Here is a 23,802-nt window from a genome sequence, read left to right as displayed (position 1 = left end):
CACGTTAGGGCAAGCGGGAACAACGGAGGTTCCGAAATGGTGGCGACCGAGGACGTCGTGGCCGTGCACCAGCTCTACGGCCGCCAGAGTCACGCCATCGACTCGGGTCGCGCCGCCGACTGGGCCGCTACCTTCACCTCGGACGGCGAATTCCACTCGCCGACCTACCCCGAGCCCGCCGCCGGCACCGGGGAGCTCACCGCCTTCGCCGAGCGGTTCCACGCCTCCGGGGAGACGCTCAGGCACGTGATCAGCACTGTCCACGTCCGCCCGGGTGACACCCCGGACACGCTGCGCGCCGACGCCTACCTGCAGATCGTCGCGCCCACCCACCTGGTGCGGCTGACCGTCGTCGAGGACGACCTCGTCCGCACCGGCGACGGCTGGCGCGTCCGGCGGCGCACCGTCCGCCGCGACTCCTGATCCACCACGGAAGAAGAGAGAACGAGCATGACGACCCACGAGCCCACCGGTCCCGGGCGGGTCCTGCACCAGCCGGTCACCACGCTCTACCCCGAGTTCCCCGGCAAGGTCGCCGTGGTCACCGGCGCCGCCCGCGGGATGGGCGCCCGCTTCACCGCCGCGCTCGCCACGCGCGGCGTCGACGTCGTCGGCGGTGACATCGACGGTGACGCGATGGCCGCCACCGCCGCCGAACTGAGCGGCGAGAAGTCCCTCGAGGCCAAGCCCGGGCGGATCGTGCCGGCCACCCTCGACGTCACCGAGGCCGAGGACCACCTCGCCCTCGCGCGGAAGGCGATCGACGAGTTCGGGCGGATCGACTTCTGGGTCAACAACGCCGGCATCTTCCCCTTCGCCGAGGTCCCCGAGATCACACCGGAGCAGATCCGCGCGACCCTGTCGGTGAACGTCGAGGGCGTGCTGTTCGGCGCGCAGGCCGCCGCGAAGCACATGAAGCCCGGCGGTGCGATCGTCAACATGTCCTCGGTATCGGCTGTGCGCGTCCGCAAGGGCCGCGGCGCCTACTGCAGCTCCAAGGCCGCCGTCGCGCACCTCACCGAGTCGCTCGCCGTCGAGCTCGGCGACCAGGGCATCCGCGTCAACTCGATCGCGCCCGGCTACATCGACACCGAGATGACCCGGTGGATCCAGGACGACGCCCCGGCGCTGGCCAAGGCCCTCGACGCCGTCCCGCTGCACCGGATCGGCTCGCCCGAAGAGGTCGCCGGGGTGCTGCTGTTCCTGCTGTCGGACAGCGCCCGGTACGTGACCGGGCACAGCATCGCCGTCGACGGCGGGTCCCGCCATGTCTGAGTACCCGGACGTCGTCCTGGTCACCGGCGCGGCGGGCGGCATGGGTGCTTCCCACGCCCGTGCGCTCGGTGCCCTGGGCGTCCACGTCTGCGTCGCCGACGTCGCCGATCCGTCCGAAGTGGCCGGCGAGATCGTCGCCGACGGCGGCTCCGCCTCGGCCCACCACCTCGACGTCACCGATGCCGCTCAATGGGCCGGTGTGATCGGCGAAATCGAGGATCGGCAAGGGAAACTCGGCGGGCTCGTCAACAACGCCGGGATCTCGCGGCGGCTGGAGTTCATGGACACCACCGCCGACGTCTGGGATCAGGTCCTCGCGGTCAACCTGTCCGGGCCCTTCCACGGGATGCGCGCGGCCGCGCCGCTGATCCGCGACTCCGGCGGCGGCTCGATCGTCAACATCTCGTCGATCTCCGGGCAGATCGGCTACTTCTCGCCCGCCTACTCGGCCGGCAAGTGGGGCCTGACGGGACTGTCCAAATCGGCCGCCGGAAACTTCGCCCGCTGGGGCATCCGCGTCAACTCCGTCCACCCCGGACTGGTCGGCACGCCGTTGCTGGCTGGTGCCGACAGTTTCGTCCAGTCCGCTGTGGACAGTGTGCCGGCCGGGCGCATGGGCCGTCCCGAGGAGATCACGGACGCCGTGCTGTTCCTGCTCTCGGACAAGTCCACCTACATGACCGGCAGTGAGGTCACCGTCGACGGCGGCCTCGTCTCCAACGGGCTCTACCACCGCATCGTCGCGGAGTCGGGAGGTGACCTCGGATGAGCGCCGAGGAATACGACGTCGTCGTCGTGGGCGGCGGGGGAGCGGGCCTCGCGGCCGCCGTGTCCGCCGCCGAGCACCGCGCGTCCGTCCTGCTGTTCGAGGCCGAGAAGGAACTCGGCGGCTCGACGCAGCTGTCCGCGGGCATGTTCACCGCCGCCGGCACCAGTGTCCAAAAGGGACTCGGTATCGACGACACGCCGGAGAAGTTCTTCCAGCACTACATGGACCTCAACCAGTGGCAGCTCAAGCCCGGGCTGGTCCGCGCGTTCTGCCAAGAGGCGGGCCCGGCGCTGGAGTGGCTGATCGGGCTGGGCGCCGAGATCCCGGCGAAGGTGTCGCACAACGCGCACTCGCCGGGCCTCACCCGGGCCGGCGTCGAGGACGTCTGGCGCGCGCACGTCCCGAAGGACCAGGGCTACGGCCTGGTCCAGGTGCTCGACCGGGCCCGGCGCCGGGCCGGCGTCGAAGCCGTGCTGAACACGCGGGTCGAGCGGCTGCTCGTCGACGGCGGGCGCGTCACCGGCGTGGTCGCCGACGGCATCGAGGTGCCGGCGAAGGCCGTCATCGTCACGACCGGCGGGTTCGCCCGGGACCCGGCCCTGGTCACGCGGTACTACCCGGCCGCCGACGCCGCGGGTGACGACCTGTTCGTCGTCGCGGCCCCCGGATCGAGGGGCGACCACCTGGCGTTCGGCGAGCAGGTCGACGCCGCCGTCGCCGGGGACGGCTGGGGTCTGCTGCTGCCCACCGCGTACTTCCAGCGGCTGCACCACTGGCAGTCCGGGTTCCCGCCGGTCTCGCGGATCATGGTCAACGCCCACGGCCGCCGGTTCATGGACGAGGACGCCTCCTACGCCGTGTCGGGCGGGATCATCGACGTCCAGGACGGTCCGGTGTGGACGGTCTTCGACGAGCGCGCCCGCCTGGGCCTGCCCGCCGGGTACGCGCACTGGGACGCCGGTCACGTCCTCGCCGAAGCCGAAGCCGGCCGTACGATCCGCGCCGACAGCGTCGAGGAGCTGGCCGGGAAACTGGGCGTTCCCGCCGACGCGCTCCGGGCGGCGGTCGACCGCTGGAACGCGCACCTGCCCACCGGCGAGGACCCGGACTTCCTGCGCCACGAAACCCTGAAAGCCAAGGGGCGCACCGAACCACCGGAACCGCTGGGGACGCCGCCGTTCTACGCGGCGCGCACGCTGCCCGCCGAGCTCGTCTGCACCCACGCCGGGCTCGAGATCGACGGCACCGCCGCCGTCCTCGACGCGCGCGGGGAGCGCGTGTCCGGCCTGTTCGCCGCGGGGGAGGCCGGAGCCGGCGTGCTCGGGCCCCGGTACGTCGGCGGCGGGAACGCCGTCGCGAACGCCATCACCATGGGCCGGGTCGCCGGCCGCACCGCCACCACTCACTCAACGCCGAGGAGCACCCCATGACCGTCCACACCGGATCCGCGCCGAGCGCGGTCGGGAGACGCACCGTCCGCAAGGTCGCCGTGCGGATCATGCCGATCGTCGGCCTGCTCTACATCTTCAACTACATGGACCGGGCCAACATCGGCTACGCCCAGCTCGGCATGGGCAAGGAACTCGCGATCAACGCGGCGACCTTCGGGGCGGCGTCGGCGATCTTCTTCCTCGCCTACGTCGTGTTCGAGGTCCCGAGCAACATGATCATGAAGCGGGTCGGCGCGCGGCTGTGGCTGAGCCGGATCGCGGTCAGCTGGGGGATCGTCACGGTGGTGACCGGGTTCGTCGCGAGCACGACGCACCTGTTCATCGCGCGGATCGTGCTCGGCATCGCCGAAGCGGGGCTGTTCCCGGGCCTGCTGCTGTACTTGACGCTGTGGTTCCGCGGGAAGGAGCGCGGCCGCGCCATCGCGACGCTCGCGCTGGCCCAGCCGATCGCCCTGATCCTCGGCAGCCTCACCGGCGGCTGGATCCTCGACCACGCGCACTGGCTCGGGATGAGCAGCTGGCAGTGGGTGTTCGTGCTGCAGGGCGCGCCGGCCGTGCTGATCGGCGTCATCACGTTCCTGTGGCTGCCGGACAGGCCGGCCGAGGCGAAGTTCCTCACCAAGGAGGAGAGCGGCTGGCTGCAGGCCGAGATCGACAAGGAGTACGTGCCGGAGGAGAAGGAGACCTTCCTCGGACAGCTGAAGGCGGTCCGCAACGGCAAGGTGCTGCACCTGGCGTTCTCGAACCTGTTCATCGCCTGTGGGCTCTACGGGCTGACGTTCTTCCTGCCGCTGATCGTCAAGCAGCTCGACCCGAAGTACTCCTCGACGAACATCGGCCTGCTCGGCGCGATCCCGTACGTCGTCGGTGCGGTCGGGATGCTGCTGCTCGCCCGCAACTCCGACCGGACCGGCGAACGCAAGGGGCACGTGATCGCGCTGGTGCTCGTCGCGGCGCTGGGCTTCTTCGGCGCCATCCAGTTCAAGTCCGTGCCGGCGTTGTCGCTGATCAGCCTGTCGCTGGCGGCGATCGGCGTGCTCGGCTACCTGGCGCCGTACTGGGCGATGGCGGCGAAGGTGCTGTCGAAGGAGCACACCGCCGTCGGGCTGGCGGCGATCAACTCGATCGCGGCGCTGGGCGGATTCTTCGGACCCTACGCGATCGGGCTGGCGGCGACCGACAGCGACGTCACGGTCGGGCTGTACTTCCCGATCGGCTGCCTCGTGCTCTCGGCGATCATGCTCGCCTTCCTCAAGGTGCCCCGCGAACGAAACTAGTTTCGAGTTTGACTAGTTGCTAGGCTGCGGGCCATGGACGCGGAGCTGGACTTCTGGTCGTTCGTCGAGCTGGCCAACCGCCGGCTCGCCACGGAGTACGGCTTCCGCCACCAGCTGGCCACCGAGGTGCTGCTGACCCTGAACCGGGCGTCGGACCTCGTCACCTACGACCTCGAGGCCGCCGTGCACCGGCCGCGTGGGCGGTCGTGGTCGGGGTTCCGGCTGCTGTTCGTGGTCTGGCTGGCCGGGCCGCTGGACCCGTCGGCCGCCGCCCGGCTGACCGGGATGAGCCGGGCCGCCGTCTCGAACCTGGTCAAGACGCTGGTCGGGGACGGCCTGCTCGATCGTGCCCCCGACGAGCGCGACGGCCGGTCGGTCCGGCTGTCGCTGACGGACGCGGGCCACCGCGAGATGGTCTCGGTGTTCCGCGAGCACAACGAGCGCGAGTTCGGCTGGACGGGCGCCCTCACCGAGGAAGAACAGCGGATCCTGGTGATGCTGCTCGGCAAGCTGATCACCAGCCGTACCGCGGCCGACACCCGCAGCCGGCGCTGAGCAGCCCTGCGTCGGCATTGATGGTAGTAAAAGTCTGAACTATATTGGCCGGAACGGTCAGGAGGCGAACCATGGCGTACTACCGTCGAGCGGGCACCATCCCGCCGAAGCGGCACACCCAGCACCGCACCCCCGAAGGCGGCCTGTACTACGAAGAGCTGATGGGCGAGGAGGGCTTCTCGTCGGACTCCTCGCTGCTCTACCACCGCGGCGTGCCGTCGGCGATCGTCGGCGCGACGCCGTGGGAGCTGCCCGACCAGACGCTCACCGAGAACCGGCCGCTCGTGCCGCGCCACCTGAAGCTGCACGAGCTGTTCCCGGGCAACGACTACAAGAGCGCCGACGTCGTCACCGGGCGCCGGCTCGTCCTCGGCAACGGTGACGTCCGGATCTCCTACGTCGTGGCGGGGGAGGCCTCCCCGCTCTACCGCAACGCCGTCGGCGACGAATGTGTCTACGTCGAGGCCGGCGAGGCGCGCGTCGAGACCGTGTTCGGCCTGCTGGAAGCCCGGCAAGGGGACTACGTCATCCTGCCCCGCGCGACCACGCACCGCTGGGTGCCCACCGGCGACGAGCCGCTGCGCGCGTACGTCGTCGAGGCGAACTCGCACATCACGCCGCCGAAGCGGTACCTGTCCAGGTTCGGGCAGCTGCTGGAGCACGCGCCCTACTGCGAGCGCGACCTGCACGGGCCCGAGGAGCCGCTGCTCGCCGAGGGCGAGGACGTCGAGGTGCTGGTCAAGCACCGCGGCTCGCGCGGCATCACCGGCACCCGGTACGTCTACCCGGCCCACCCCTTCGACGTCGTCGGCTGGGACGGGTTCCTCTACCCCTACACGTTCAACATCGCCGACTTCGAGCCGATCACCGGCCGCGTGCACCAGCCGCCGCCCGTGCACCAGGTGTTCGAGGGCCACAACTTCGTCATCTGCAACTTCGTGCCGCGCAAGGTCGACTACCACCCCCTGGCCGTGCCCGTGCCGTACTACCACTCCAATGTGGACTCCGACGAGGTCATGTTCTACTGCGGCGGGAACTACGAGGCCCGCAAGGGATCCGGGATCGGCCAGGGCTCGATCAGCCTGCACCCGGGCGGGCACAGCCACGGCCCGCAGCCCGGCGCCGTCGAGCGGTCGCTCGGCGCGGAGTTCTTCGACGAGCTGGCCGTCATGGTCGACACGTTCCGCCCGCTCGAACTCGGCGAGGGCGGGCTGGCCAGCGAGGACCCCGGCTACGCGTGGACCTGGTCCGGACGGGGGCCGGTGGCGTGATCCCCGCGCTCTTCGCCGGGCTGTGCGACGACGCCGCGGTCTTCCCGCCCGGCCTGGCACCGCTGCCGGACGCGGTCGCCGCGCACGACGCGTATACGAAGGCCTGGTACGCCGACCTCGTCGGTCCGCTGGTGCTCGCCGCCCCGGCGCTCGACGCACTGGGTGACCTGCTCGGGCCGCGCGCCACCCCGCTGCCGGTCGCGGTGACGCTGCCCGGTGGTCCGGCGCAGCTGGCCGGCGTGCTCGAGGCCGTCCCGGACCTGCCGGTCGACCTGCGGGCGCTGGAGATCGCCGTGCCGGACGGCATGGGGCCGGCCGAAGTCCTCGACGCCGTGTCCGCCGCGACCGCCCCGGTGTACGTCGAGATCCCGCGCGACGACCGGCGCGTCCCGCTGCTGCGGGCGCTCGCCGGGACGGGCCACCGGGCGAAGTTCCGGACCGGCGGCGTGCGTGCCGACCTGTACCCGTCCGAGGCCGAGCTGGCCGCCGCGATCTGCGACGCCGTCGACGCCGGGGTCCCGTTCAAGGCGACCGCGGGACTGCACCACGCGCTGCGCAACACCGACCCGGAGACCGGCTTCGAGCAGCACGGCTTCCTCAACCTGCTGCTCGCGGCCGGCGACCCCGACCACGCCGAAGCGCACCTGGCCGAGCGGGACGGCGCGGTCGTCGCGGCGCTGGTCCGGGACCTGGACGACGGCGTCCGGACGCGGTTCACGTCGTTCGGCACGTGCAGCATCAGCGACCCCCTGACCGAGCTGGCCGGCCTCGGCCTGCTGCCCCGAGGAGAGGCATGACCACGATCGACATCCCGGCCGGTTCCCCGTTCGGCACGGCGAACCTGCCCTACGGCGTGTTCTCGGTGGGCGGCGACGCCCCGCGCGTCGGCGTCCGCGTCGGCGATTCGGTGCTCGACCTGGCCCGCGCGCTGGGCGACGACGTCTTCGCCGCGCCGACGCTGAACCCGTTCATGGCGCAGGGGTACGACCGCTGGGTGGCCGTCCGCTCGCGGATCACGTCGCTCGTGGCCGGCGAGGTCCCGGACGACGCCGTGCACGCGCTCGCCGACGTCACCCTCCACCTGCCCGTCGAGGTCGCGGACTACGTCGACTTCTACGCGTCCGAGCACCACGCGTCGAACGTCGGCCGGCTGTTCCGGCCGGACGCGGAACCGTTGCTGCCCAACTGGAAGCACCTCCCGGTCGGCTACCACGGGCGGTCCGGGACCGTGCTGGTCTCGGGCACCGACATCGTCCGCCCGAGCGGGCAGCGCAAGGGCGACCCGGCGCCGGTGTTCGGCCCGAGCACGCGCCTGGACATCGAGGCGGAACTGGGGTTCGTCGTCGGCACGGGCACGCCGCGGAACACCCCGATCGCCCCGGACGACTTCCCGCGGCACGTGTTCGGCGCGGTGCTGCTCAACGACTGGTCCGCGCGCGACATCCAGGCGTGGGAGTACGTGCCGCTGGGCCCGAACCTGGGCAAGAGCTTCGCGACGTCGATCTCGGCGTGGGTGGTGCCGATCCTGGCTCTGGAGGCCGCGCGGACGCCATTGCCCGGCCAGGACCCGGAACCGCTGCCGTACCTGCGGGAAAGCCGGCCGTGGGGATTGGACGTCGAGCTGGTGGTCGAGTGGAACGGCCAGGAGGTCAGCCGCCCGCCGTACCGCGAGATGTACTGGTCGCCGGCGCAGATGCTGGCCCACCTGACGGTCAACGGCGCGTCCGCCCGCACCGGCGACCTCTACGGGTCCGGCACGATCTCGGGCCCGGAGAAGCACCAGCGCGGCGCGTTCCTCGAGCTGAGCTGGGGCGGCAAGGAACCGCTGACGGTCAAGGGCGAGGAGCGCAGCTTCCTCGAGGACGGCGACGAGGTGGTGATCACGGCGACGGCCCCGGGCGCGAACGGCGAGCGCATCGCCTTCGGCGAGGTCCGCGGCCGCATCCTCCCGGCAGGCTAGGGCCGGGAGGGCAGGTACCGCACCGGTTTCCCGTCGCGGACGCACGTCGGCGGCGGTTCCTCGCCGCCGGCGGAAAGCCGACCACCGCTCGCCGCCGGTGGTGCCGCGCGGCCACTCCTCGTGGACGTCGGCCGCCTTGCGGTACCACCGGTTCGGCTCGACCGGCTGCTCGTGCGGCACGCGCGGGTAGAAGCCGCGGTCACCCCCCTTCCTCACCGAGACCGAGCCGCGGGCGGGGCCGGTGATACACCCGGATTCCGCAGCGGACGGTGGACAAGAGGCCCACGGACGTGCTGGGCTGGCAGCCGGGCGGTTATTCACCGACGTCGAGGAGCACGGCACTGAGCCTGTGGGAGTACCTCCGCGAGAACTGGATCGACGTCGTCAACGACGCGATCCTCCACGTGGACCTCACGCTCGCCGCGGTGGCGCTGGCCGTGCTCGCCGGCATGGCGCTCGGCCTGCTCACCTACCGGCGGCGGTGGCTCGGCGAGCTCGCCACCACGACCACCGCCGCGTTCCTCACCGTCCCCTCCATCGCGCTGCTGGGCATCCTGATCGGGCCGTTCGGGCTCGGCCTCACCAACGTCCTGTTCGCGCTCGTGCTCTACGCGCTCCTGCCGATCACGCGCAACACCATCGTCGGGCTGCGGGGCGTCGACCCGGCCGTCGTGGACGCCGCCCGCGGCATGGGCATGACGAAGACCGCGATCCTGTGGCGGGTGCGGCTGCCCTTGGCCTGGCCGGTCGTGCTCTCCGGCATCCGCGTCTCGACGCAGATCACCATCGGGATCGCGGCGATCGGCGCCTACGTCAAGGGGCCGGGACTCGGCAACGAGATCTTCGACGGCCTCGGCCGGTTCGGCTCGGTCAACTCCCTGAACCAGGTACTGACCGGGACGCTCGGGATCATGCTGCTGGCGCTGCTGTTCGACCTCGCCTTCGTGGTGGTCGGCAAGCTCACGACGTGGCGGCGCCCGCAGCCACTCGGCGAAACCGCGCCCGAGACGGACGGCGCCGCCGGCGCGGCGATCGAGCTGCGGAACCTGCGCAAGCACTACCCCGGCCGGCCCGCGCCCGCGGTCGAGGACCTCACCATGCGGATCCCCGCCGGCGAGATCGTCGTGCTGACCGGCCCGTCGGGGTGCGGCAAGACGACGACCATGCGGATGATCAACCGGCTCGTCGAACCCACGTCCGGCGTCGTCACGGTCGGCGGCACCGACGTCTCGGAGCTCGACCTCGACGAGCACCGGCGCCACACCGGGTACGTCATCCAGCAGGTCGGGCTCTTCCCACACCTGCGGGTGGCCGCCAACATCGGCGTCGTGCCGCGGGTGCTCGGCTGGCCGCGGCGGCGGATCGCCGGCCGCGTGCGCGAACTGCTCGACGTCGTCGGCCTGACCCGCGAACACGGCGACCGGTACCCGCGCGAGCTTTCCGGTGGCCAGCAGCAACGCGTCGGCGTCGCCCGGGCGATGGCCGCGGACCCGCCGGTCCTGCTGATGGACGAGCCGTTCGGCTCCACCGACCCGATCACGCGCGCGCGGCTGCAGGACGAATTCCTGCGCCTGCAACGGGAAGTGCGCAAGACGATCGTGTTCGTCACGCACGACTTCGACGAGGCGCTCAAGCTCGGCGACCGGATCGCCGTGCTGCGCCCGCGTTCGGTCATCGCGCAGTACGACACGCCGCAGGCGATTCTCGCCGCGCCGGCCGACGACTACGTCGCGTCCTTCGCCGGTTCGAAGCGGAACCTGAAGCGGCTGGCGCTGATCCCCGTCGCGGAGCTCGACCTCGGGCCGGCGGCGGACGGGCTGCCGTCGATCCCGAGTGAAGCCACCCTGCGGGACGCGCTGGACACGATGGTGCGCACCGGAAGCACCGCGGTCTCGGTCGACGGGCGGACGCTCGACCTCCCGCGGTTGCTCGCTGCCCTCCAGCCCGCCGCCGAAACGCCGCCGGCGGCCGTCGCGGAAGCCCCGCGGACGACCGTCCCGGAACGGCCGCGCCGTCGCCGGCTCGGGCTGCTGGTCCGCCCGGTCCTGCTCGCCCTCGCGCTGCTGGCGCTGTTCCTGGCCGTGCGCGCGTACCCGCTCGACTCGATCGAGCAGCGCTACCTCAACGCCGGCGAGATCTTCACCGAACTGGGCGCGCACCTGCGGCTGACGCTGCTCTCGACGGTCTGCACCATCGCGATCGCCCTGCCGCTCGGCGTGCTGCTGACCCGCGCGGGCGCCCGGTGGGCGCGTCCGATCGGCCTCGGGCTGGGCAACCTCGGCCAGGCGATCCCGTCGATCGGGCTCGTCGTCCTGCTCGCGCTCTGGATCGGCACGGGCACCGCGACGGCGGTGGCGGCGCTGGTCGTCTACGCGACATTGCCGGTGCTGCGCAACACGATCGCCGGGCTCGACGGCGTGGACCCGACGCTCGTCGACGCCGCCCGCGGCATGGGCATGACGAAGACGGCGATCCTGTGGCGGATCGAGCTGCCCCTCGCCGTCCCGGTGATCCTCGCCGGGATCCGGACGGCGCTGGTGCTCACGGTCGCGAGCGCGACGCTGGCGACGTTCATCGACGGCGGCGGCCTCGGCGGCGGGCTGGTCGCCGGGATCGGGCTGTACCGGCCGGTCCTGAGCCTGACGTTCGGCATCGTCGTCGCCGCACTGGCGCTCTTCGCCGACTGGCTGGGACTGGTCGCCGAGGAGGTCCTGCACCCGCGCGGACTGTGAACCCCAAGGAGGACAAGCCATGCGACGCACGACAGCCGTCGTCCTCGCCTTCGTCACGGCGCTCGCCGCCGGGTGCACGATCGGCAAGGACCAGCCCGGCGCCGGGGTGGGCGAGGGGTCCATCAAGAAGATCGACGCGCTGAGCGGCGCGCAGCTCCGCGTCGGCTCCAAGGAGTTCGACGAGCAGCTGCTGCTCGGCCAGATCGCGCTGGTCGCCCTGCAGGCGGCGGGGGCGAGCCCGCAGGACAAGACGAACATCACCGGGTCGAGCAACGTGCGCCAGGCCCTCACCAGCGGCGCGGTCGACCTGTACTGGGAGTACACCGGCACCGCGTGGATCAGCTACCTCCACGAGACGAAGCCGATCGCCGACGCGCAGGCGCAGTACGACGCGGTCAAGGAGGCCGACGCGGCCAACGGCGTCACGTGGTGGGCCCGTTCGCCTGCCAACGACACCTACGCGATCGCGGGCAACCCGGCCGTGGTGGAGCGGACCGGCGTGAAGACGATTTCGGACTACGCGGCGCTGGTGAAGCGGGATCCGGCGGCGGCGTCGACCTGCATGGGTCCGGAGTTCAAGAGCCGCGACGACGGATTTCCCGGGCTCGCCAGGGCCTACGGGTTCACGCTGCCCGAGCCGCAGGTCCACCTCCTCAACGACGCCGTCGTCTACCCGAGCGTCGGCAAGGGCGATCCGTGCGGCTTCGGCTCGGTCGCGTCCACCGACGGGCGGGTGGCCGGCCAGAAGCTGACCGTGCTGGAGGACGACAAGCACTTCTTCCCGACGTACAACCCGGCGATTTCGATCGCCGCCGGGGTCGCGCGGAAGTACCCGCAGCTGGAGCAGGTGTTCACGCCGATCGCCGCGAAGCTCGACACGGCGACGCTCACGGACCTCAACAAGAAGGTGAGCGTGGACGGCCAGAAGCCGGCGACGGTGGCCCACGACTGGCTCAAGGCGGCGGGCTTCATCGGCTGACCGGGTGGGGCTTCCGGCCGCCGCCGGGCGTGTGGTCGGGTCCGGCTCGGCCGTCGCCTTCCCAGGCTGACATCGCATTCCAGCCGGCGCGGCGGCGCCGGACAGGACCGCGCGACGGCCGGGCCTGCGCGCGAGGCATCCGGTGGGTCGCGTCGGCCGCATCGGCTGACCGGGTGGGGCTTCCGGCCGCTCGCCGCGCCGAGCCGGTGGCCGAACCAGCTCACCGCCGTGGTTGTTTCGGCGGGCGCGGCCTTCGCCTGCGTTTCCGAGAGCGGTTCGCGGCCCGGCCCAAGACGGCGGGCTTCATCGGCTGATCTTCGCATTCCGGCGAAATGCCGCGCCGGACGCGCCGGATCTGTCATGATCCGGCCAAGCCCCCGTACCGCGAAGGAAGTGACGATGTCGGCCGAGATGGACCAGCTGATCGCCCAGTTCGAGACCTTCCAGGCCAAGGTGCGCCAGGCCGAGGCCCGGTTCGCCGAGGTCGGGGACATGCAGGAGCGCGTCGCGCAGGTCTCGACCTCGGTGACTTCGCCGGACGGCACCGTGACCGTCACCGCCGGGGCCGGCGGCACCGTCACCGACCTGCGGCTCACCGCCGGGGCGATGCACCTGGAGGCGGGCCAGCTCGCTCAGCGGATCATGACCACCCTGCGCCAGGCCGTGGCCGGGGCCGCGCAGCAGCAGGCCGGCATCGTCGACGAGGCCTTCGGCTCCGACATCAGCGGGCAGGTCCGGCAGGCGCAGGCCGAAGCGTTCGGAACCGCCGCGCCCGAGCCCGCGTCGGAACCGCAGGAGCCGCGGCCGCGGCGCCGTCCCGATCCCGGGGACGACGACGACTTCGACCAAGGCCCGATCCTCCGCCGCTCCTGATCCGACCGAGGGAACTCTCCGCGATGCCAGACGGAATCCAGACCAACATCGACGCGATCTCCGGATACGCGCGCCAGCTGCCCTTCTACGAGCAGGAAGCGGACAAGTTCGGGGCCAAGATCGACGCCGCCGACGTGACCGACACCGCCTGGGGCGTCGTCGGGATCTGGGCGAAGCAGGGGTACACCGAGCGCCTAGGCGAACTGCGGTCGCTGCTGGGCGAGCTGAAGGACGGCGTCGACGGGCTCACCACCAAGATGACCAAGGCCGCCGAGATGTACCGCGGGACCGAGGAGGCCGGCGTGATCGCCTTCGGCCGGTACGAGGCGGAGATCGACGCGATCGGGGGGCAGGGCAAGTGACCGAGCCCAAGAAGAGCATCGCCGACGCCCTCGACGTCCAGCCGTACGACGAGAGCATGAGCGCGAACCTCGACCGCGCGGCCGAGGCCACGCCGGTCGTCGGTACCGTCTACAAGTCCGGCAAGTCGATCGCCGAGCACGCCCAGCAAGCGGCCGAAGCGGACAGCGCGGGCGAACTGGCCTCGGCGGGCAAGGCACTGGTAGCCGACGGCGCGGGGTTCGTCGCCGGCGCCGCGACGGACATGGTCACCTTCGCCATGGACCCGATCGGCTGGCTGGTCAGCCACGGGCTGAACATGCTGCTCGAGCTGGTCCAGCCGCTGCAGGACGCGCTGCACGCCGTCACCGGTGACGGGCCGGCCATCGGGCACGCGTCGGAGAACTTCGCCTCGATCGCGCACGGCTTCGTCGCGCTCGCCGAGGACTTCGAGAAGACCGGCGACACGGCGCTCGCCGAGTGGGTCGACGAAGCGGGCAAGGCGGCCAAGGAAGCGCTCGGCGACTTCTCCTCGGGCATCCGCGGCGTCGGCTCGGCGGCCGGGTCGGTCGCCGAGGTGCTGCAGATGTGGTCGATGGTCATGCAGGTCATCGAAGAGGTGATCAAGGCGATCATCACCGAGCTGGTGTCCTGGCTGATCACCATCTGGCTGCCCGCGCTGGCCGCGTCGGTGATCAGCTTCGGCAGCTCGGTCGCCGCCGCGATGACGGCGTCCATCGCCAAGGCCGCGAGCGTGCTGCAGAAGGTCACGCGCTACCTCGGCAAGTTCGGCAAGCTGCTCGACACGTTCATCGAGTTCCTCGCGAAGTACTCGACGAAGGTCGTGGAGATGACCCGGAAGTTCCGGCTCGGCCGGTACGCCGGGGAGTCGCGGTTCGGCCTGGACACGCTGGAGAACACGGCCGGGGTGGCGTTCACGCCCGGGAACCGGATGCTCTCCACGATGTTCGGCACGTCGGTCGGCGCGAGCCCGCTGGTCGCCGGCGCGAGCGTCAAGGCCGGCATCGCCGCGGGCAAGACGGCCTTCGGCGAAGGCAAGGAAGCCGTTACCCCGGAGGAGGACGAACCGTGGTTCGACAAGAGCCGGATCGGTGGCGACCGGACGCCGGAGGAGACCCGGCGGAACTTGGACATCTAGCCCGGAAGGCCGTCGGGTTCGGCGACCGCATGGAGTCCGCCAAGGACGCCGCTCTGGTGCGCCCGGGCTTCCGCGAGCGAGTGGAGGCGCTGCTGCGCGACCACTGGCGGGAGCCGGTGATCGTGCTGCGCCTGGGCGACACCGACGTGCGGTTCGCCGTCCCGGGCCGTCGCCCGGACGGCACGGTCGAGGGCGAAGGCCTGGTGCGCCAGGGTTTCCTGACCGTCGCCCGGGGAATCGGCGCGGCGGTGGGCTACGTGGCGTACCTGGCGAGCGCGGCTGGCAGCGGCGGCGGCAAGGGCGAGCGCGAGGCCCAGGTGACCGGTCCGGCCGGCGCCCAGGTCCTCGACCCGCTCGACCGGCTCCGGCGGGCGAAGGGACCGTGGCTGGTGTGTTCGCCGTCGTCGGTCGCGTTCGTGGACACGGGATCGACGTACCTGGACCCGGCCGACGCGCCCGAGCCGCGGATCGTGTGGGAGGCGCGGGGGAGCGCGGCGCCGGAGGTCAGCTTCCGCAGGCGCACGCTGACCTGGCCGGACGGTTCGCGCTTCAAGTTCCCGCTCCAGGGCCGCACGGAGGAGCGGCACCTGCGGCAGTTCCACGAGCACCCGGACGTGGTGCACTGGCCGGAGTGACCCGGCCGCGCGTGCCGACGCACTACGCTGGGCCGAATGAGCGCGGTATCCAGCCCGGAGCAGTCGATGGTCGAGACCCGGCACCAGACCCGGTTGCTCACCCTGCTGCGGGACGAGGGCCCGATGTCGCGGGTCGAGCTGGGGGAGCGCCTCGAGCTGCCGCGGGCGCGTGTCGGCGCGGAGGTGACGCGGCTCGCGGAGGTCGGGCTCGTCGAGACCGCCGGGCCGTCGGCCAGCCGCGGCGGACGGCGGTCCACGCTCGTCCGCCTCGCCGGTGACCTGCGGGTGCTCGCGGTCGACGTCGGGGCGACGTCGGTCGGGCTGGCCGTCACCGACGCTTCGTGCGAGGTGCTCGCGCACACCGTCGAAGACTGCGACGTCCGGCAGGGGCCGCACCCGGTGCTGCGGCGGGTCGCCGAGCTCGCGGCGAAGGTCCGCGACCAGGCACCCGGCCGGCTGGTCGCCGCGGGGATCGGCCTGCCGGGGCCGGTCAGCTTCGCCGAGGGGATGGCCGTCGCGCCGCCGATCATGCCCGGCTGGGACCGGTTCAACGTGCGCGACCACCTCGGCGGGCTGTGGGGCTGCCCGGTCGCGGTGGACAACGACGTCAACGCGATGGCGCTCGGGGAACGGCACGCCGGGGTCGCGCGGTCGACCGACGACCTGATGTTCGTCAAGATCGGCACCGGGATCGGCTGCGGGATCGTGCTCGGCGGCAAGGTGTACCGCGGGGTGGCGGGCACGGCGGGCGACATCGGGCACATCCGGCTGGACGACTACGGCCCGACCTGCGCGTGCGGCGAGGTCGGCTGCCTGGAGGCCTACTTCGGCGGCGCGGCACTGGCCCGCGACGGGCTGGCACTCGCCCGCAGCGGCCGCTCGGCGCACCTGGCGGAAGCGGCGGCCGAACGCGGCGCGATCACGGCCCGCGACGTGGGCCTCGCCGCGGCGGCGGGCGACTTCGGCGCGGTGAACCTCATCCGCGACGGCGGCCGCCGGCTCGGCCAGGTGATCGCCTCGCTGGTGTGCTTCATCAACCCGGGCATGGTGGTGATCGGCGGCGGCGTGGCCCAGCTCGGGCACCAGCTGCTGGCCGAGGTCCGCAGCGCGGTGTACCGGCGGTCGCTCCCGCTGGCGACGGGGAACCTGCCGATCGTGCTGTCCGAGCTGGGCGAGACGGCGGGGGTCATCGGAGCGGCGTGGTCGGCGACCGATCGGGCGTTCACGCTCAGCAGCTGAGGTCGCGGGCGCTCCTTGCCTTGCGCGACGGGACGCGAGCGCCTCCACCGGCCGAGCCCTCGGCGCGTGGCGCGCCGTTGCAGCCGCGGGTATTGCCGAGCGGACGTGCCGGTCGTGCTCAACGGCGCCGAGCCCGTCCGCCCGCGCGGGTCCGCAGCCGGCATCTCCGTGGCTCGATGCGTCAAAATCGGACAGACTTTCGCATCAAACGATCGAAAGTCTGTCCGATTTCGCACGTCTATCCGGGTGAAAACCACCCAAACCCCGACTCCATCACCTTGACGAGTGATGCGCGCCACCCTACTTTCGCTGCCTGAGCGACAAAGTCCGTCGCGACACGACACAACTGGGGGCACCGTGGCCGAGACCAGGCGAGCCGACCCGGCGAGCCCGCGGACGGCCAACCTCGCCTCCGTCCTCCGCGCCCTGCGCGCCGGCCCCCTCTCGCGCACCCAGCTGGCCGCCCGCTGCGGGATCGCGAAGTCGGCCCTTCCCGGCCTGCTCGCCGACCTCGCCGGACGCGGGCTCGTGCGTGCCGCCGGGGTGCGGACCGGCAACGGGCGGCCGAGCCGGCTCGTCGAACTGCACGGCGAAGACGCCTACGCCCTGGCGCTGAGCATCGAAGCCGACCGGCTCTCCGCCGTCGTCACCGATCTCACCGGCCGCACGCTGGCCGAAAGAACCGAGACCGTCGACGTCGCCGCGCTCGGATTGCCGCGCTGCATGGACGAACTCGCCCACCTCGCCCACCGGGTGCTGCCCGGCGCCCCGGTCGGGGTCGCCGTCTCGGTGCCCGGGCTGGTCGACTCGGCCGCCGCCGTGCTGCGGCTCGCCCCGGCCCTGCGGTGGCGCGACGCGGAGATCGCCGGCCTGATGGCCGCCCGGCTGGGCCTGCCCGCCGAGGCCGTCGCCGTCGACAACGACGCCAACCTCGGCGCACTCGCCGAGTCGCTCGACGGGGCCGGGAGCGAGCTGTTCTACCTCAGCGGCGGTACCGCAGTCGGCGGGGGACTCGTCTCCGGCGGCGCCGTCCTGCGCGGCGCGCGCGGCTTCGCGGGCGAGGTCGGGCACATCGCCGTCGACCCCTCCGGCGAACGCTGCTCCTGCGGCCGGACCGGCTGCCTGCAGACGAAGGCGAACCTGGCCGCGGTCCTGCGGGCGGCGGCCCCGCCCGGCGACCCGCTCCACGACCCCGCCCTCGGCGTCGGCGGCCGCGTCGCGCTGCTCAGGCAGCGCGTCCGGCTCGGCGACCAGCGCGCGGGCACGGCGGTCCACGAACTCGGCGTCGCGCTCGGCGTCGCACTGTCCACTGTGGTCGACGTGCTCGACCCGGACGTCGTCGTGCTCGGCGGCTACTTCGCCGAGCTCGGCGACTGGCTGGTGGAACCGGTCCGCGTCGAGCTCGCCGCCCGGCCGCTCGGCCACGCCCGGATCGTGCCGTCCCGGCTCGGCCTGGGCGCGCCGCTGCGGGGCGCCGCGCACCTGGCCGCCGAACGGCTGTTCGCGAACCCGACGCTCGTCGAGGAGGCCTCGGTATGAGCTTGCTGTCCGTCCGCGGGATCGTGAAGACCTTTCCCGGCGTCCGCGCGCTCGACGGCGTCGACCTCGACGTCGAACGGGGCGAGGTGCACTGCCTGCTGGGGCAGAACGGCGCCGGCAAGTCGACGCTCATCAAGGTCCTCGCCGGCGCGCACCAGCCCGACACCGGGGAGATCACCTGGCAGGGCGAACCCGTCACGCTCGGCTCGCCGGTCGACGCCCTGCGCCTGGGCATCGCCACCATGTACCAGGAACTCGACCTCGTGCCCGGGCTTTCGGTGGCCGACAACATCTTCCTCGGCCACGAACGCGCCCGCTTCGGCTTCACGCGCATCTCGCAGGCCCGCGACGAAGCCGCCCGTCTGATGGCCCGGCTCGGCCACCCCGACATCCGGCCGTCCACCGAGGTCGGCAAGCTGTCGGCCGCCGGGCAGCAGCTCGTCTCGATGGCCCGCGCCCTCGCCCACGACGCCCGCCTGCTGGTGATGGACGAACCCACCGCCGCGCTGGCCGGTGAGGAGGTCGACAACCTCTTCCGGATCGTCGGCGAGCTGACCGCCGACGGTGTCGCGGTCGTCTACATCTCCCACCGGCTCGAGGAACTGCGCCGGATCGGGCACCGGGTGACCGTGCTCAAGGACGGCCGGACCGTCGGTACCGGCCTCGACGCCCGGGAGACGCCGACCGCCGACCTGGTCGCGCTGATGGCCGGCCGCAAGGTGGAGACCGTCTTCGGCCCGCGCCACGACGGCCACGCCCGGCCGGAGGTGGCCCTCGAAGTCGAGCACCTCTCGCGGGCGGGCGAGTTCGAGGACGTCAGCTTCACCGTGCACGCGGGCGAGGTCGTCGGCATCGCCGGGCTGGTCGGCTCCGGCCGCAGCGAACTGCTCGAGACGATCTTCGGCGCACGCAAGGCCGACCGCGGAACCGTCGCCGTGCACGGGAAACCGCTCGGCACCGGCAACGTCCTGGCCGCCGTCAAGGCCGGGATCGGGCTGGCGCCCGAGGAACGCAAGAGCCAGGGCCTGCTGCTGGACCTCCCGGTGGTGCACAACGTGACCCTGGCCAGCCTCGGCCGGTACGCGAAGCTCGGCTTCACCGAGCGCGCCAAGGAACTGGACGACGCCGGCGCCAGCCTGCGGCGCCTCGACCTGCGGCCCGCCGATCCCCGGCGGATCGTCCGCACGCTGTCCGGCGGCAACCAGCAGAAGGCCGTGCTCGCGCGGTGGCTGGTCCGCGGCTGCAAGGTGCTGCTGCTCGACGAACCCACGCGCGGCGTCGACGTCGGCGCCCGCGCCGAGCTGTACCGGCTGATCGACGAGCTGGCCGCGACCGGCGTCGCGATCGTGCTGGTGTCCAGCGAAATCCCCGAGGTGCTCGGGCTGTCCGACCGGGTGCTGGTGCTGCGCGAGGGCCGTGTCCTCGCCGACCGGCGCTCCGGCGGGCTGACCGAGGCCGAGGTGCTCGACGTGATTCTCGAGGGGAGCGCGGCATGACCGAAACGCAAGCACCGCCACAGGAAGCGCTTCCCGCCGAACGGAAGCGGCGGTTCGCCTTCGTCGCCGACCCGCGGCTGCTCGGCCTGGCCGGGGTGCTCGTGGTGCTGTGCCTGGTGGGCCAGTTCACCCGGCCGGAACTGTTCTTCACCGAAAGCAACATCTCGACGATCCTGCGGCTGGCCGCGGCGATCGGCGTGGTGAGCGTCGGAATGACGTTCGTGATCATCAGCGGTGGCATCGACCTGTCCGTCGGCTCGATGGTCGGCCTGGCCGGCGTCTGGCTGACGACGCTGGCCACGCAGTCGTACGGGCCGTGGGTGATGGTCCTTTGTGGACTCGCGGTCGGGCTCGGCTGCGGGCTGATCAACGGCGTGCTCGTCGCCTACGGCAAGGTCGTGCCGTTCATCGCCACGCTCGCGATGTACGTCTCGGCGCGCGGGCTCGCCGAGCGGATCAGCGGCCGGCGCACCCAGGTCGTCGCCGACCAGGACTTCCTCGCCTTCTTCCGCGGCGGCTTCCTCGGCATCCCGACGCTGATCTGGCTGTTCGCCCTCGTGTTCGCGGTCGGCTGGGTCGTGCTCAACCGCACCACCTTCGGCCGCCGGACGTACGCGGTCGGCGGCAACGCCGAGGCGTCGCGGCTGGCCGGCATCAACGTCAAGCGCCACCTCGCGCTCGTCTACGGCGTGGCCGGGCTGTGCTGCGGCATCGCCGCGCTCATGGTCGTCGCGCGGACCACGGCGGGCGCGTCGACCAACGGCATGTTCTACGAGCTCGACGCGATCGCGGCGGTGGTCATCGGCGGCACGCTGCTGACCGGGGGCCGCGGCTCGCTCATCGGCACCCTCATCGGCGTGCTGATCTTCACGGTGCTGTCGAACATCTTCACGCTGAACAACCTGGACACCGACATCCAGAACATCGCCAAGGGCGTGATCATCGTGCTCGCCGTGCTCTTGCAGTTCCGGGCCAGGAAAGCCAGGACCGGTAGTCAGTAACCACCGATGGAGGTCACCATGGCCGAACAACCCTTCCTCGGCCGCCGAGGATTCCTGCTGGGCGGGGCCGCCGTCGGCGCCGGCGCGCTGCTGGCGGGCTGCACGTCGAACACGCCCGCGAACTCGGAGTCGAACGCGCCGGTCGCCAACGCGGGCAACAACGCCCAGCCCGGCAAGCCGGTCACGATCGGCTTCTCCGCGCCCGCGGCCGACCACGGCTGGATCGCGGCGATCACCAAGAACGCCAAGGCGCAGGCGCAGAAGTTCAGCGAGGTGAAGTTCAACGCGACCGAGGGCACCAACGACGTCAACCAGCAGATCTCCCAGGTGGAGACGCTGATCAACGCCAAGGTCGACGTGCTGGTGATCCTCCCCTTCGACGGGAAGGCGCTCACCGCGGTCGGCCAGCAGGCGATGGACGCGGGCATTCCGGTGATCAACCTCGACCGCGTCTTCGACACTCCGCTGGCGTACAGAACGTGGATCGGCGGCGACAACTACCGGATGGGTGTCAACGCGGGCAACTACATCGCCACGGAGCTCAAGAAGAAGAACGTCGCGAACCCGATCATCGGCGAGGTCGCCGGGATCGACTCGCTGCCGCTGACCCAGGAACGCAGCAAGGGCTTCAAGGACGCGCTGGGGCGCGCCGGGTTCAGCGTGGGCCCGCGGGTGTCGGCGCAGTTCACGTCGGAGTCGGGGGAGCAGCAGACCGCGAACCTGCTGCAGAGCGCGCCGAAGCTGGACGCCCTGTGGAACCACGACGACGACCAGGGCATCGGCGTCAACGCGGCGATCGACACCGCGGGCCGCAAGGAGTTCATCATGGTCGGCGGGGCCGGCTCGAAGAACATGATGAACCTGATCAAGGCCGACTCCTCGCCGATCAAGGCGACCGTGCTCTACAGCCCGTCGATGGCCTCGACGGCGGTGGCGCTGGCCCGGCTGCTCGGGCAGCGCAAGGGGATCGGCGACCTGGCCGAGCACGACATCCCGGCCGAGATCACCACGTATTCGGCGGTCGTGACGAAGGAGAACGTCGACCAGTACCTCGACGTCGGCTTCGACTCCTGACCGGACTTTTCGCCAGAACACAAGGAGGGGCATGAGCCGGGAAACCATCGGGATCGGCATGGTCGGGCACGCGTTCATGGGTGCGGTGCATTCGCACGCCTGGCGCAGTGTGCACCGGTTCTTCGACCCGCCGCTGGTGCCGAGGCTCGCCGTGCTCGGCGGCCGCGACGAAACCCGGGCCAGGGCGGCCGCGGAGAAGTTCGGGTGGGAGGCCGTCGAGACCGACTGGCGGAAGCTCGTCGCCCGGGACGACGTCGGCCTGGTCGACGTCTGCACGCCGGGGGACAGCCACGCGGAGATCGCGATCGCCGCGCTGGAGGCCGGGAAGCACGTGCTGTGCGAGAAACCGCTGGCCAACTCGGTCGCGGAGGCCGAGGCGATGGCCGAGGCGGCGCGGCGGGCTCGGGAGCGCGGGGTGCGGGCCATGGTCGCGTTCAACTACCGCCGGGTGCCCGCGCTCGCGCACGCCAGGAACCTGGTCGCGAGTGGGGCACTCGGCGAGATCCGGCACGTGCGGTCGGTGTACCTGCAGGACTGGCTGTCGGATCCGGAAGCGCCGATGACCTGGCGGCTGCGTCGCGAAAGCGCGGGCTCGGGGGCGCTGGGCGACCTGGGCGCGCACATCGTCGACGCCGCCCAGTTCGTCACCGGTGACCTGATCACCGGCGTCTCGGCGCTGACGAACACCTTCGTCAAGCAGCGGCCGGCCGAGAACGGCGGCACGGACGACGTGACGGTCGACGACACCGCGTTGTTCCTGGCCCGATTGGCCGGGGGAGCGGTGGCGACCTTCGAGGCGACCCGGTTCGCGCTGGGCCGCAAGAACGCGATGCGGCTGGAGATCAACGGGTCGAAGGCGAGCCTGGCGTTCGACTTCGAGTCCATGAACGAACTCCAGTGGTACGAGGGCGCCGGCACCGAAGCCGGGTTTCGCCGGATCCTCGTCACCGAGCCCGACCACCCGTACGTCGGCGCGTGGTGGCCGCCGGGGCACCTGCTCGGCTACGAGCACACGTTCACCCATGAGGTCGCCGACCTCCTGGAAGCCATCGGCGCGGGCACCGACCCCGCGCCGAGCTTCGACGACGGCCTGCGCGTCCAGCGGGTGCTGGACGCCGTCGAGAAGAGCGCGGCCGCGCAGGCGGCTTGGACTTCGGTGGAGGAGAAATGAGCCGTCCCGTCACGTTGTTCACCGGCCAGTGGGCGGACCTGCCGTTCACGGAGGTCTGCAAGCTGGCCGCCGACTGGGGTTACGACGGCCTGGAAATCGCTTGCTCGGGCGACCACTTCGAGGTCGACCGCGCACTGTCCGAAGAGGACTACGTGCCGGCCCGGCTGGCGCTGCTGGCCGAGCACGGGCTCAAGGTGTGGGCGATCTCGAACCACCTCGTCGGCCAGGCCGTCTGCGACGACCCGATCGACGCCCGGCACCGCGCGATCCTGCCGTCCCGGATCTGGGGCGACGGCGAACCGGAGGGCGTCCGGCAGCGGGCGGCGGCCGAAATGGCCGACACCGCGCGGGCGGCGGCGAAGCTCGGCGTGGACACCGTCATCGGCTTCACGGGGTCGAAGATCTGGAAGTACGTGGCGATGTTTCCGCCGGTCGCGCGCGGTGACATCGATGACGGTTACGCGGACTTCGCCCGGCGCTGGAACCCGATCCTGGACGTCTTCGACGAGGTCGGCGTCCGGTTCGCGCACGAAGTCCACCCGTCGGAGATCGCGTACGACTATTGGACGACCAAGCGCGCGCTCGAAGCCGTGGACCACCGGCCGGCGTTCGGGCTGAACTGGGACCCGTCGCACTTCGTGTGGCAGGACCTCGACCCGGTCGGGTTCATCCTCGACTTCGCCGACCGGATCTACCACGTCGACTGCAAGGACACGAGAAAGCGCTTCGACGGCCGCAACGGACGGCTCGGGTCGCACCTGGCCTGGGCGGACCCGCGGCGCGGCTGGGACTTCGTGTCCGTCGGCCACGGCGACGTCCCGTGGGAGGACTGCTTCCGGGCGCTGAACTCGATCGGCTACACCGGCCCGATCTCGGTGGAGTGGGAAGACGCCGGGATGGACCGGCTCCGGGGCGCGGCGGAGGCGGTGAAGTACCTGCGCGAGCACCTGTTCGACCAGCCGTCGGCGGCTTTCGACGCGGCTTTCAGCAACCAGAGATGAGGGAGT

At 71.8% G+C, this 23,802-nt stretch carries 22 protein-coding genes; all 22 read left to right on the top strand.

Features of this window, described 5'->3' with window-relative positions; all coding sequences use genetic code 11:
* The first annotated feature begins 36 nt into the window (after window positions 1-36).
* The 22 genes from AB0J40_RS20815 (at window position 37) to AB0J40_RS20710 (ending at window position 23,796) form a co-directional block, all read left to right on the top strand.
* Complete coding sequence (locus AB0J40_RS20815; RefSeq protein WP_364455411.1) at window positions 37-423, top strand: nuclear transport factor 2 family protein; 387 nt, start codon at window positions 37-39, stop codon at window positions 421-423.
* 27 nt (window positions 424-450) lie between these two features.
* Complete coding sequence (locus AB0J40_RS20810) at window positions 451-1,275, top strand: SDR family oxidoreductase (RefSeq protein WP_364455408.1); 825 nt, start codon at window positions 451-453, stop codon at window positions 1,273-1,275.
* Entirely contained in the window at window positions 1,268-2,044 is a 777-nt protein-coding gene (locus AB0J40_RS20805) for an SDR family NAD(P)-dependent oxidoreductase (RefSeq protein WP_364455406.1), read from the top strand. The genes AB0J40_RS20810 and AB0J40_RS20805 overlap by 8 nt, the downstream gene beginning before the upstream one ends.
* Window positions 2,041-3,474, top strand: a complete 1,434-nt coding sequence (locus AB0J40_RS20800; RefSeq protein WP_364455403.1) for an FAD-dependent oxidoreductase — start codon at window positions 2,041-2,043, stop codon at window positions 3,472-3,474. The genes AB0J40_RS20805 and AB0J40_RS20800 overlap by 4 nt, the downstream gene beginning before the upstream one ends.
* Window positions 3,471-4,772, top strand: a complete 1,302-nt coding sequence (locus AB0J40_RS20795) for an MFS transporter (protein WP_364455400.1) — start codon at window positions 3,471-3,473, stop codon at window positions 4,770-4,772. The genes AB0J40_RS20800 and AB0J40_RS20795 overlap by 4 nt, the downstream gene beginning before the upstream one ends.
* 33 nt (window positions 4,773-4,805) lie before the next feature.
* Window positions 4,806-5,327 (top strand): MarR family transcriptional regulator, encoded by a 522-nt coding sequence (locus AB0J40_RS20790; RefSeq protein ID WP_364455397.1) that lies wholly within the window; start codon window positions 4,806-4,808, stop codon window positions 5,325-5,327.
* 71 nt (window positions 5,328-5,398) lie between these two features.
* On the top strand, window positions 5,399-6,598 hold the full coding sequence (locus AB0J40_RS20785) for a cupin domain-containing protein (protein ID WP_364455394.1): 1,200 nt from the start codon (window positions 5,399-5,401) through the stop codon (window positions 6,596-6,598).
* Entirely contained in the window at window positions 6,565-7,395 is an 831-nt protein-coding gene (locus tag AB0J40_RS20780; protein ID WP_364455392.1) for a hypothetical protein, read from the top strand. The genes AB0J40_RS20785 and AB0J40_RS20780 overlap by 34 nt, the downstream gene beginning before the upstream one ends.
* Window positions 7,392-8,558, top strand: a complete 1,167-nt coding sequence (gene fahA, locus AB0J40_RS20775) for a fumarylacetoacetase (protein WP_364455389.1) — start codon at window positions 7,392-7,394, stop codon at window positions 8,556-8,558. Before AB0J40_RS20780 ends, fahA begins: the two co-directional genes overlap by 4 nt.
* Before the next feature lie 269 nt (window positions 8,559-8,827).
* Entirely contained in the window at window positions 8,828-11,290 is a 2,463-nt protein-coding gene (locus AB0J40_RS20770) for an ABC transporter permease subunit (RefSeq protein WP_364455386.1), read from the top strand.
* A 19-nt stretch (window positions 11,291-11,309) separates the two neighbouring features.
* Entirely contained in the window at window positions 11,310-12,269 is a 960-nt protein-coding gene (locus tag AB0J40_RS20765; protein WP_364455383.1) for a glycine betaine ABC transporter substrate-binding protein, read from the top strand.
* A 399-nt stretch (window positions 12,270-12,668) separates the two neighbouring features.
* A complete protein-coding gene (locus tag AB0J40_RS20760; protein ID WP_364455380.1) occupies window positions 12,669-13,142 on the top strand; it encodes a YbaB/EbfC family nucleoid-associated protein in 474 nt (157 codons plus the stop codon).
* A gap of 23 nt (window positions 13,143-13,165) precedes the next feature.
* Window positions 13,166-13,504: a hypothetical protein gene (locus tag AB0J40_RS20755; protein WP_364455377.1), complete on the top strand. Its 339-nt coding sequence runs from the start codon at window positions 13,166-13,168 to the stop codon at window positions 13,502-13,504.
* The gene (locus AB0J40_RS20750) at window positions 13,501-14,640 is read left to right on the top strand and encodes a hypothetical protein (RefSeq protein WP_364455374.1); all 1,140 of its coding nucleotides are present in this window, start codon (window positions 13,501-13,503) and stop codon (window positions 14,638-14,640) included. The genes AB0J40_RS20755 and AB0J40_RS20750 overlap by 4 nt, the downstream gene beginning before the upstream one ends.
* Window positions 14,641-14,669: 29 nt before the next feature.
* A complete protein-coding gene (locus AB0J40_RS20745) occupies window positions 14,670-15,275 on the top strand; it encodes a hypothetical protein (protein ID WP_364455371.1) in 606 nt (201 codons plus the stop codon).
* Between the two features lie 66 nt (window positions 15,276-15,341).
* The gene (locus AB0J40_RS20740; protein ID WP_364455661.1) at window positions 15,342-16,514 is read left to right on the top strand and encodes an ROK family transcriptional regulator; all 1,173 of its coding nucleotides are present in this window, start codon (window positions 15,342-15,344) and stop codon (window positions 16,512-16,514) included.
* Between the two features lie 357 nt (window positions 16,515-16,871).
* The gene (locus tag AB0J40_RS20735; protein ID WP_364455368.1) at window positions 16,872-18,053 is read left to right on the top strand and encodes an ROK family transcriptional regulator; all 1,182 of its coding nucleotides are present in this window, start codon (window positions 16,872-16,874) and stop codon (window positions 18,051-18,053) included.
* Window positions 18,050-19,549 (top strand): sugar ABC transporter ATP-binding protein, encoded by a 1,500-nt coding sequence (locus tag AB0J40_RS20730; protein WP_364455365.1) that lies wholly within the window; start codon window positions 18,050-18,052, stop codon window positions 19,547-19,549. Before AB0J40_RS20735 ends, AB0J40_RS20730 begins: the two co-directional genes overlap by 4 nt.
* Entirely contained in the window at window positions 19,546-20,550 is a 1,005-nt protein-coding gene (locus AB0J40_RS20725; protein ID WP_364455362.1) for an ABC transporter permease, read from the top strand. Before AB0J40_RS20730 ends, AB0J40_RS20725 begins: the two co-directional genes overlap by 4 nt.
* An 18-nt stretch (window positions 20,551-20,568) precedes the next feature.
* Window positions 20,569-21,624, top strand: coding sequence for a substrate-binding domain-containing protein (locus tag AB0J40_RS20720; protein ID WP_364455359.1), 1,056 nt, complete (start codon window positions 20,569-20,571; stop codon window positions 21,622-21,624).
* A gap of 31 nt (window positions 21,625-21,655) precedes the next feature.
* On the top strand, window positions 21,656-22,795 hold the full coding sequence (locus AB0J40_RS20715) for a Gfo/Idh/MocA family oxidoreductase (RefSeq protein WP_364455356.1): 1,140 nt from the start codon (window positions 21,656-21,658) through the stop codon (window positions 22,793-22,795).
* Window positions 22,792-23,796, top strand: coding sequence for a sugar phosphate isomerase/epimerase family protein (locus AB0J40_RS20710; RefSeq protein ID WP_364455353.1), 1,005 nt, complete (start codon window positions 22,792-22,794; stop codon window positions 23,794-23,796). The genes AB0J40_RS20715 and AB0J40_RS20710 overlap by 4 nt, the downstream gene beginning before the upstream one ends.
* Window positions 23,797-23,802: the final 6 nt, after the last annotated feature.

It is taken from the genome of Amycolatopsis sp. NPDC049691 (genome assembly GCF_040675005.1).
Lineage (GTDB): Bacteria > Actinomycetota > Actinomycetes > Mycobacteriales > Pseudonocardiaceae > Amycolatopsis.
The sequence above is the reverse complement of the archived record's forward strand: the minus strand, read 5'-3'. Positions and strand labels throughout refer to the sequence as shown.

What these genes read in the sequence shown, in the direction of transcription:
- AB0J40_RS20815 (WP_364455411.1), top strand. Translation starts at nt 37, where the DNA reads ATGGTGGCGACCGAGGACGTCGTGGCCGTGCACCAGCTCTACGGCCGC.
- AB0J40_RS20810 (WP_364455408.1), top strand. Translation starts at nt 451, where the DNA reads ATGACGACCCACGAGCCCACCGGTCCCGGGCGGGTCCTGCACCAGCCG.
- AB0J40_RS20805 (WP_364455406.1), top strand. Translation starts at nt 1,268, where the DNA reads ATGTCTGAGTACCCGGACGTCGTCCTGGTCACCGGCGCGGCGGGCGGC.
- AB0J40_RS20800 (WP_364455403.1), top strand. Translation starts at nt 2,041, where the DNA reads ATGAGCGCCGAGGAATACGACGTCGTCGTCGTGGGCGGCGGGGGAGCG.
- AB0J40_RS20795 (WP_364455400.1), top strand. Translation starts at nt 3,471, where the DNA reads ATGACCGTCCACACCGGATCCGCGCCGAGCGCGGTCGGGAGACGCACC.
- AB0J40_RS20790 (WP_364455397.1), top strand. Translation starts at nt 4,806, where the DNA reads ATGGACGCGGAGCTGGACTTCTGGTCGTTCGTCGAGCTGGCCAACCGC.
- AB0J40_RS20785 (WP_364455394.1), top strand. Translation starts at nt 5,399, where the DNA reads ATGGCGTACTACCGTCGAGCGGGCACCATCCCGCCGAAGCGGCACACC.
- fahA (WP_364455389.1), top strand. Translation starts at nt 7,392, where the DNA reads ATGACCACGATCGACATCCCGGCCGGTTCCCCGTTCGGCACGGCGAAC.
- AB0J40_RS20765 (WP_364455383.1), top strand. Translation starts at nt 11,310, where the DNA reads ATGCGACGCACGACAGCCGTCGTCCTCGCCTTCGTCACGGCGCTCGCC.
- AB0J40_RS20760 (WP_364455380.1), top strand. Translation starts at nt 12,669, where the DNA reads ATGTCGGCCGAGATGGACCAGCTGATCGCCCAGTTCGAGACCTTCCAG.
- AB0J40_RS20755 (WP_364455377.1), top strand. Translation starts at nt 13,166, where the DNA reads ATGCCAGACGGAATCCAGACCAACATCGACGCGATCTCCGGATACGCG.
- AB0J40_RS20745 (WP_364455371.1), top strand. Translation starts at nt 14,670, where the DNA reads ATGGAGTCCGCCAAGGACGCCGCTCTGGTGCGCCCGGGCTTCCGCGAG.
- AB0J40_RS20740 (WP_364455661.1), top strand. Translation starts at nt 15,342, where the DNA reads ATGGTCGAGACCCGGCACCAGACCCGGTTGCTCACCCTGCTGCGGGAC.
- AB0J40_RS20730 (WP_364455365.1), top strand. Translation starts at nt 18,050, where the DNA reads ATGAGCTTGCTGTCCGTCCGCGGGATCGTGAAGACCTTTCCCGGCGTC.
- AB0J40_RS20725 (WP_364455362.1), top strand. Translation starts at nt 19,546, where the DNA reads ATGACCGAAACGCAAGCACCGCCACAGGAAGCGCTTCCCGCCGAACGG.
- AB0J40_RS20720 (WP_364455359.1), top strand. Translation starts at nt 20,569, where the DNA reads ATGGCCGAACAACCCTTCCTCGGCCGCCGAGGATTCCTGCTGGGCGGG.
- AB0J40_RS20715 (WP_364455356.1), top strand. Translation starts at nt 21,656, where the DNA reads ATGAGCCGGGAAACCATCGGGATCGGCATGGTCGGGCACGCGTTCATG.
- AB0J40_RS20710 (WP_364455353.1), top strand. Translation starts at nt 22,792, where the DNA reads ATGAGCCGTCCCGTCACGTTGTTCACCGGCCAGTGGGCGGACCTGCCG.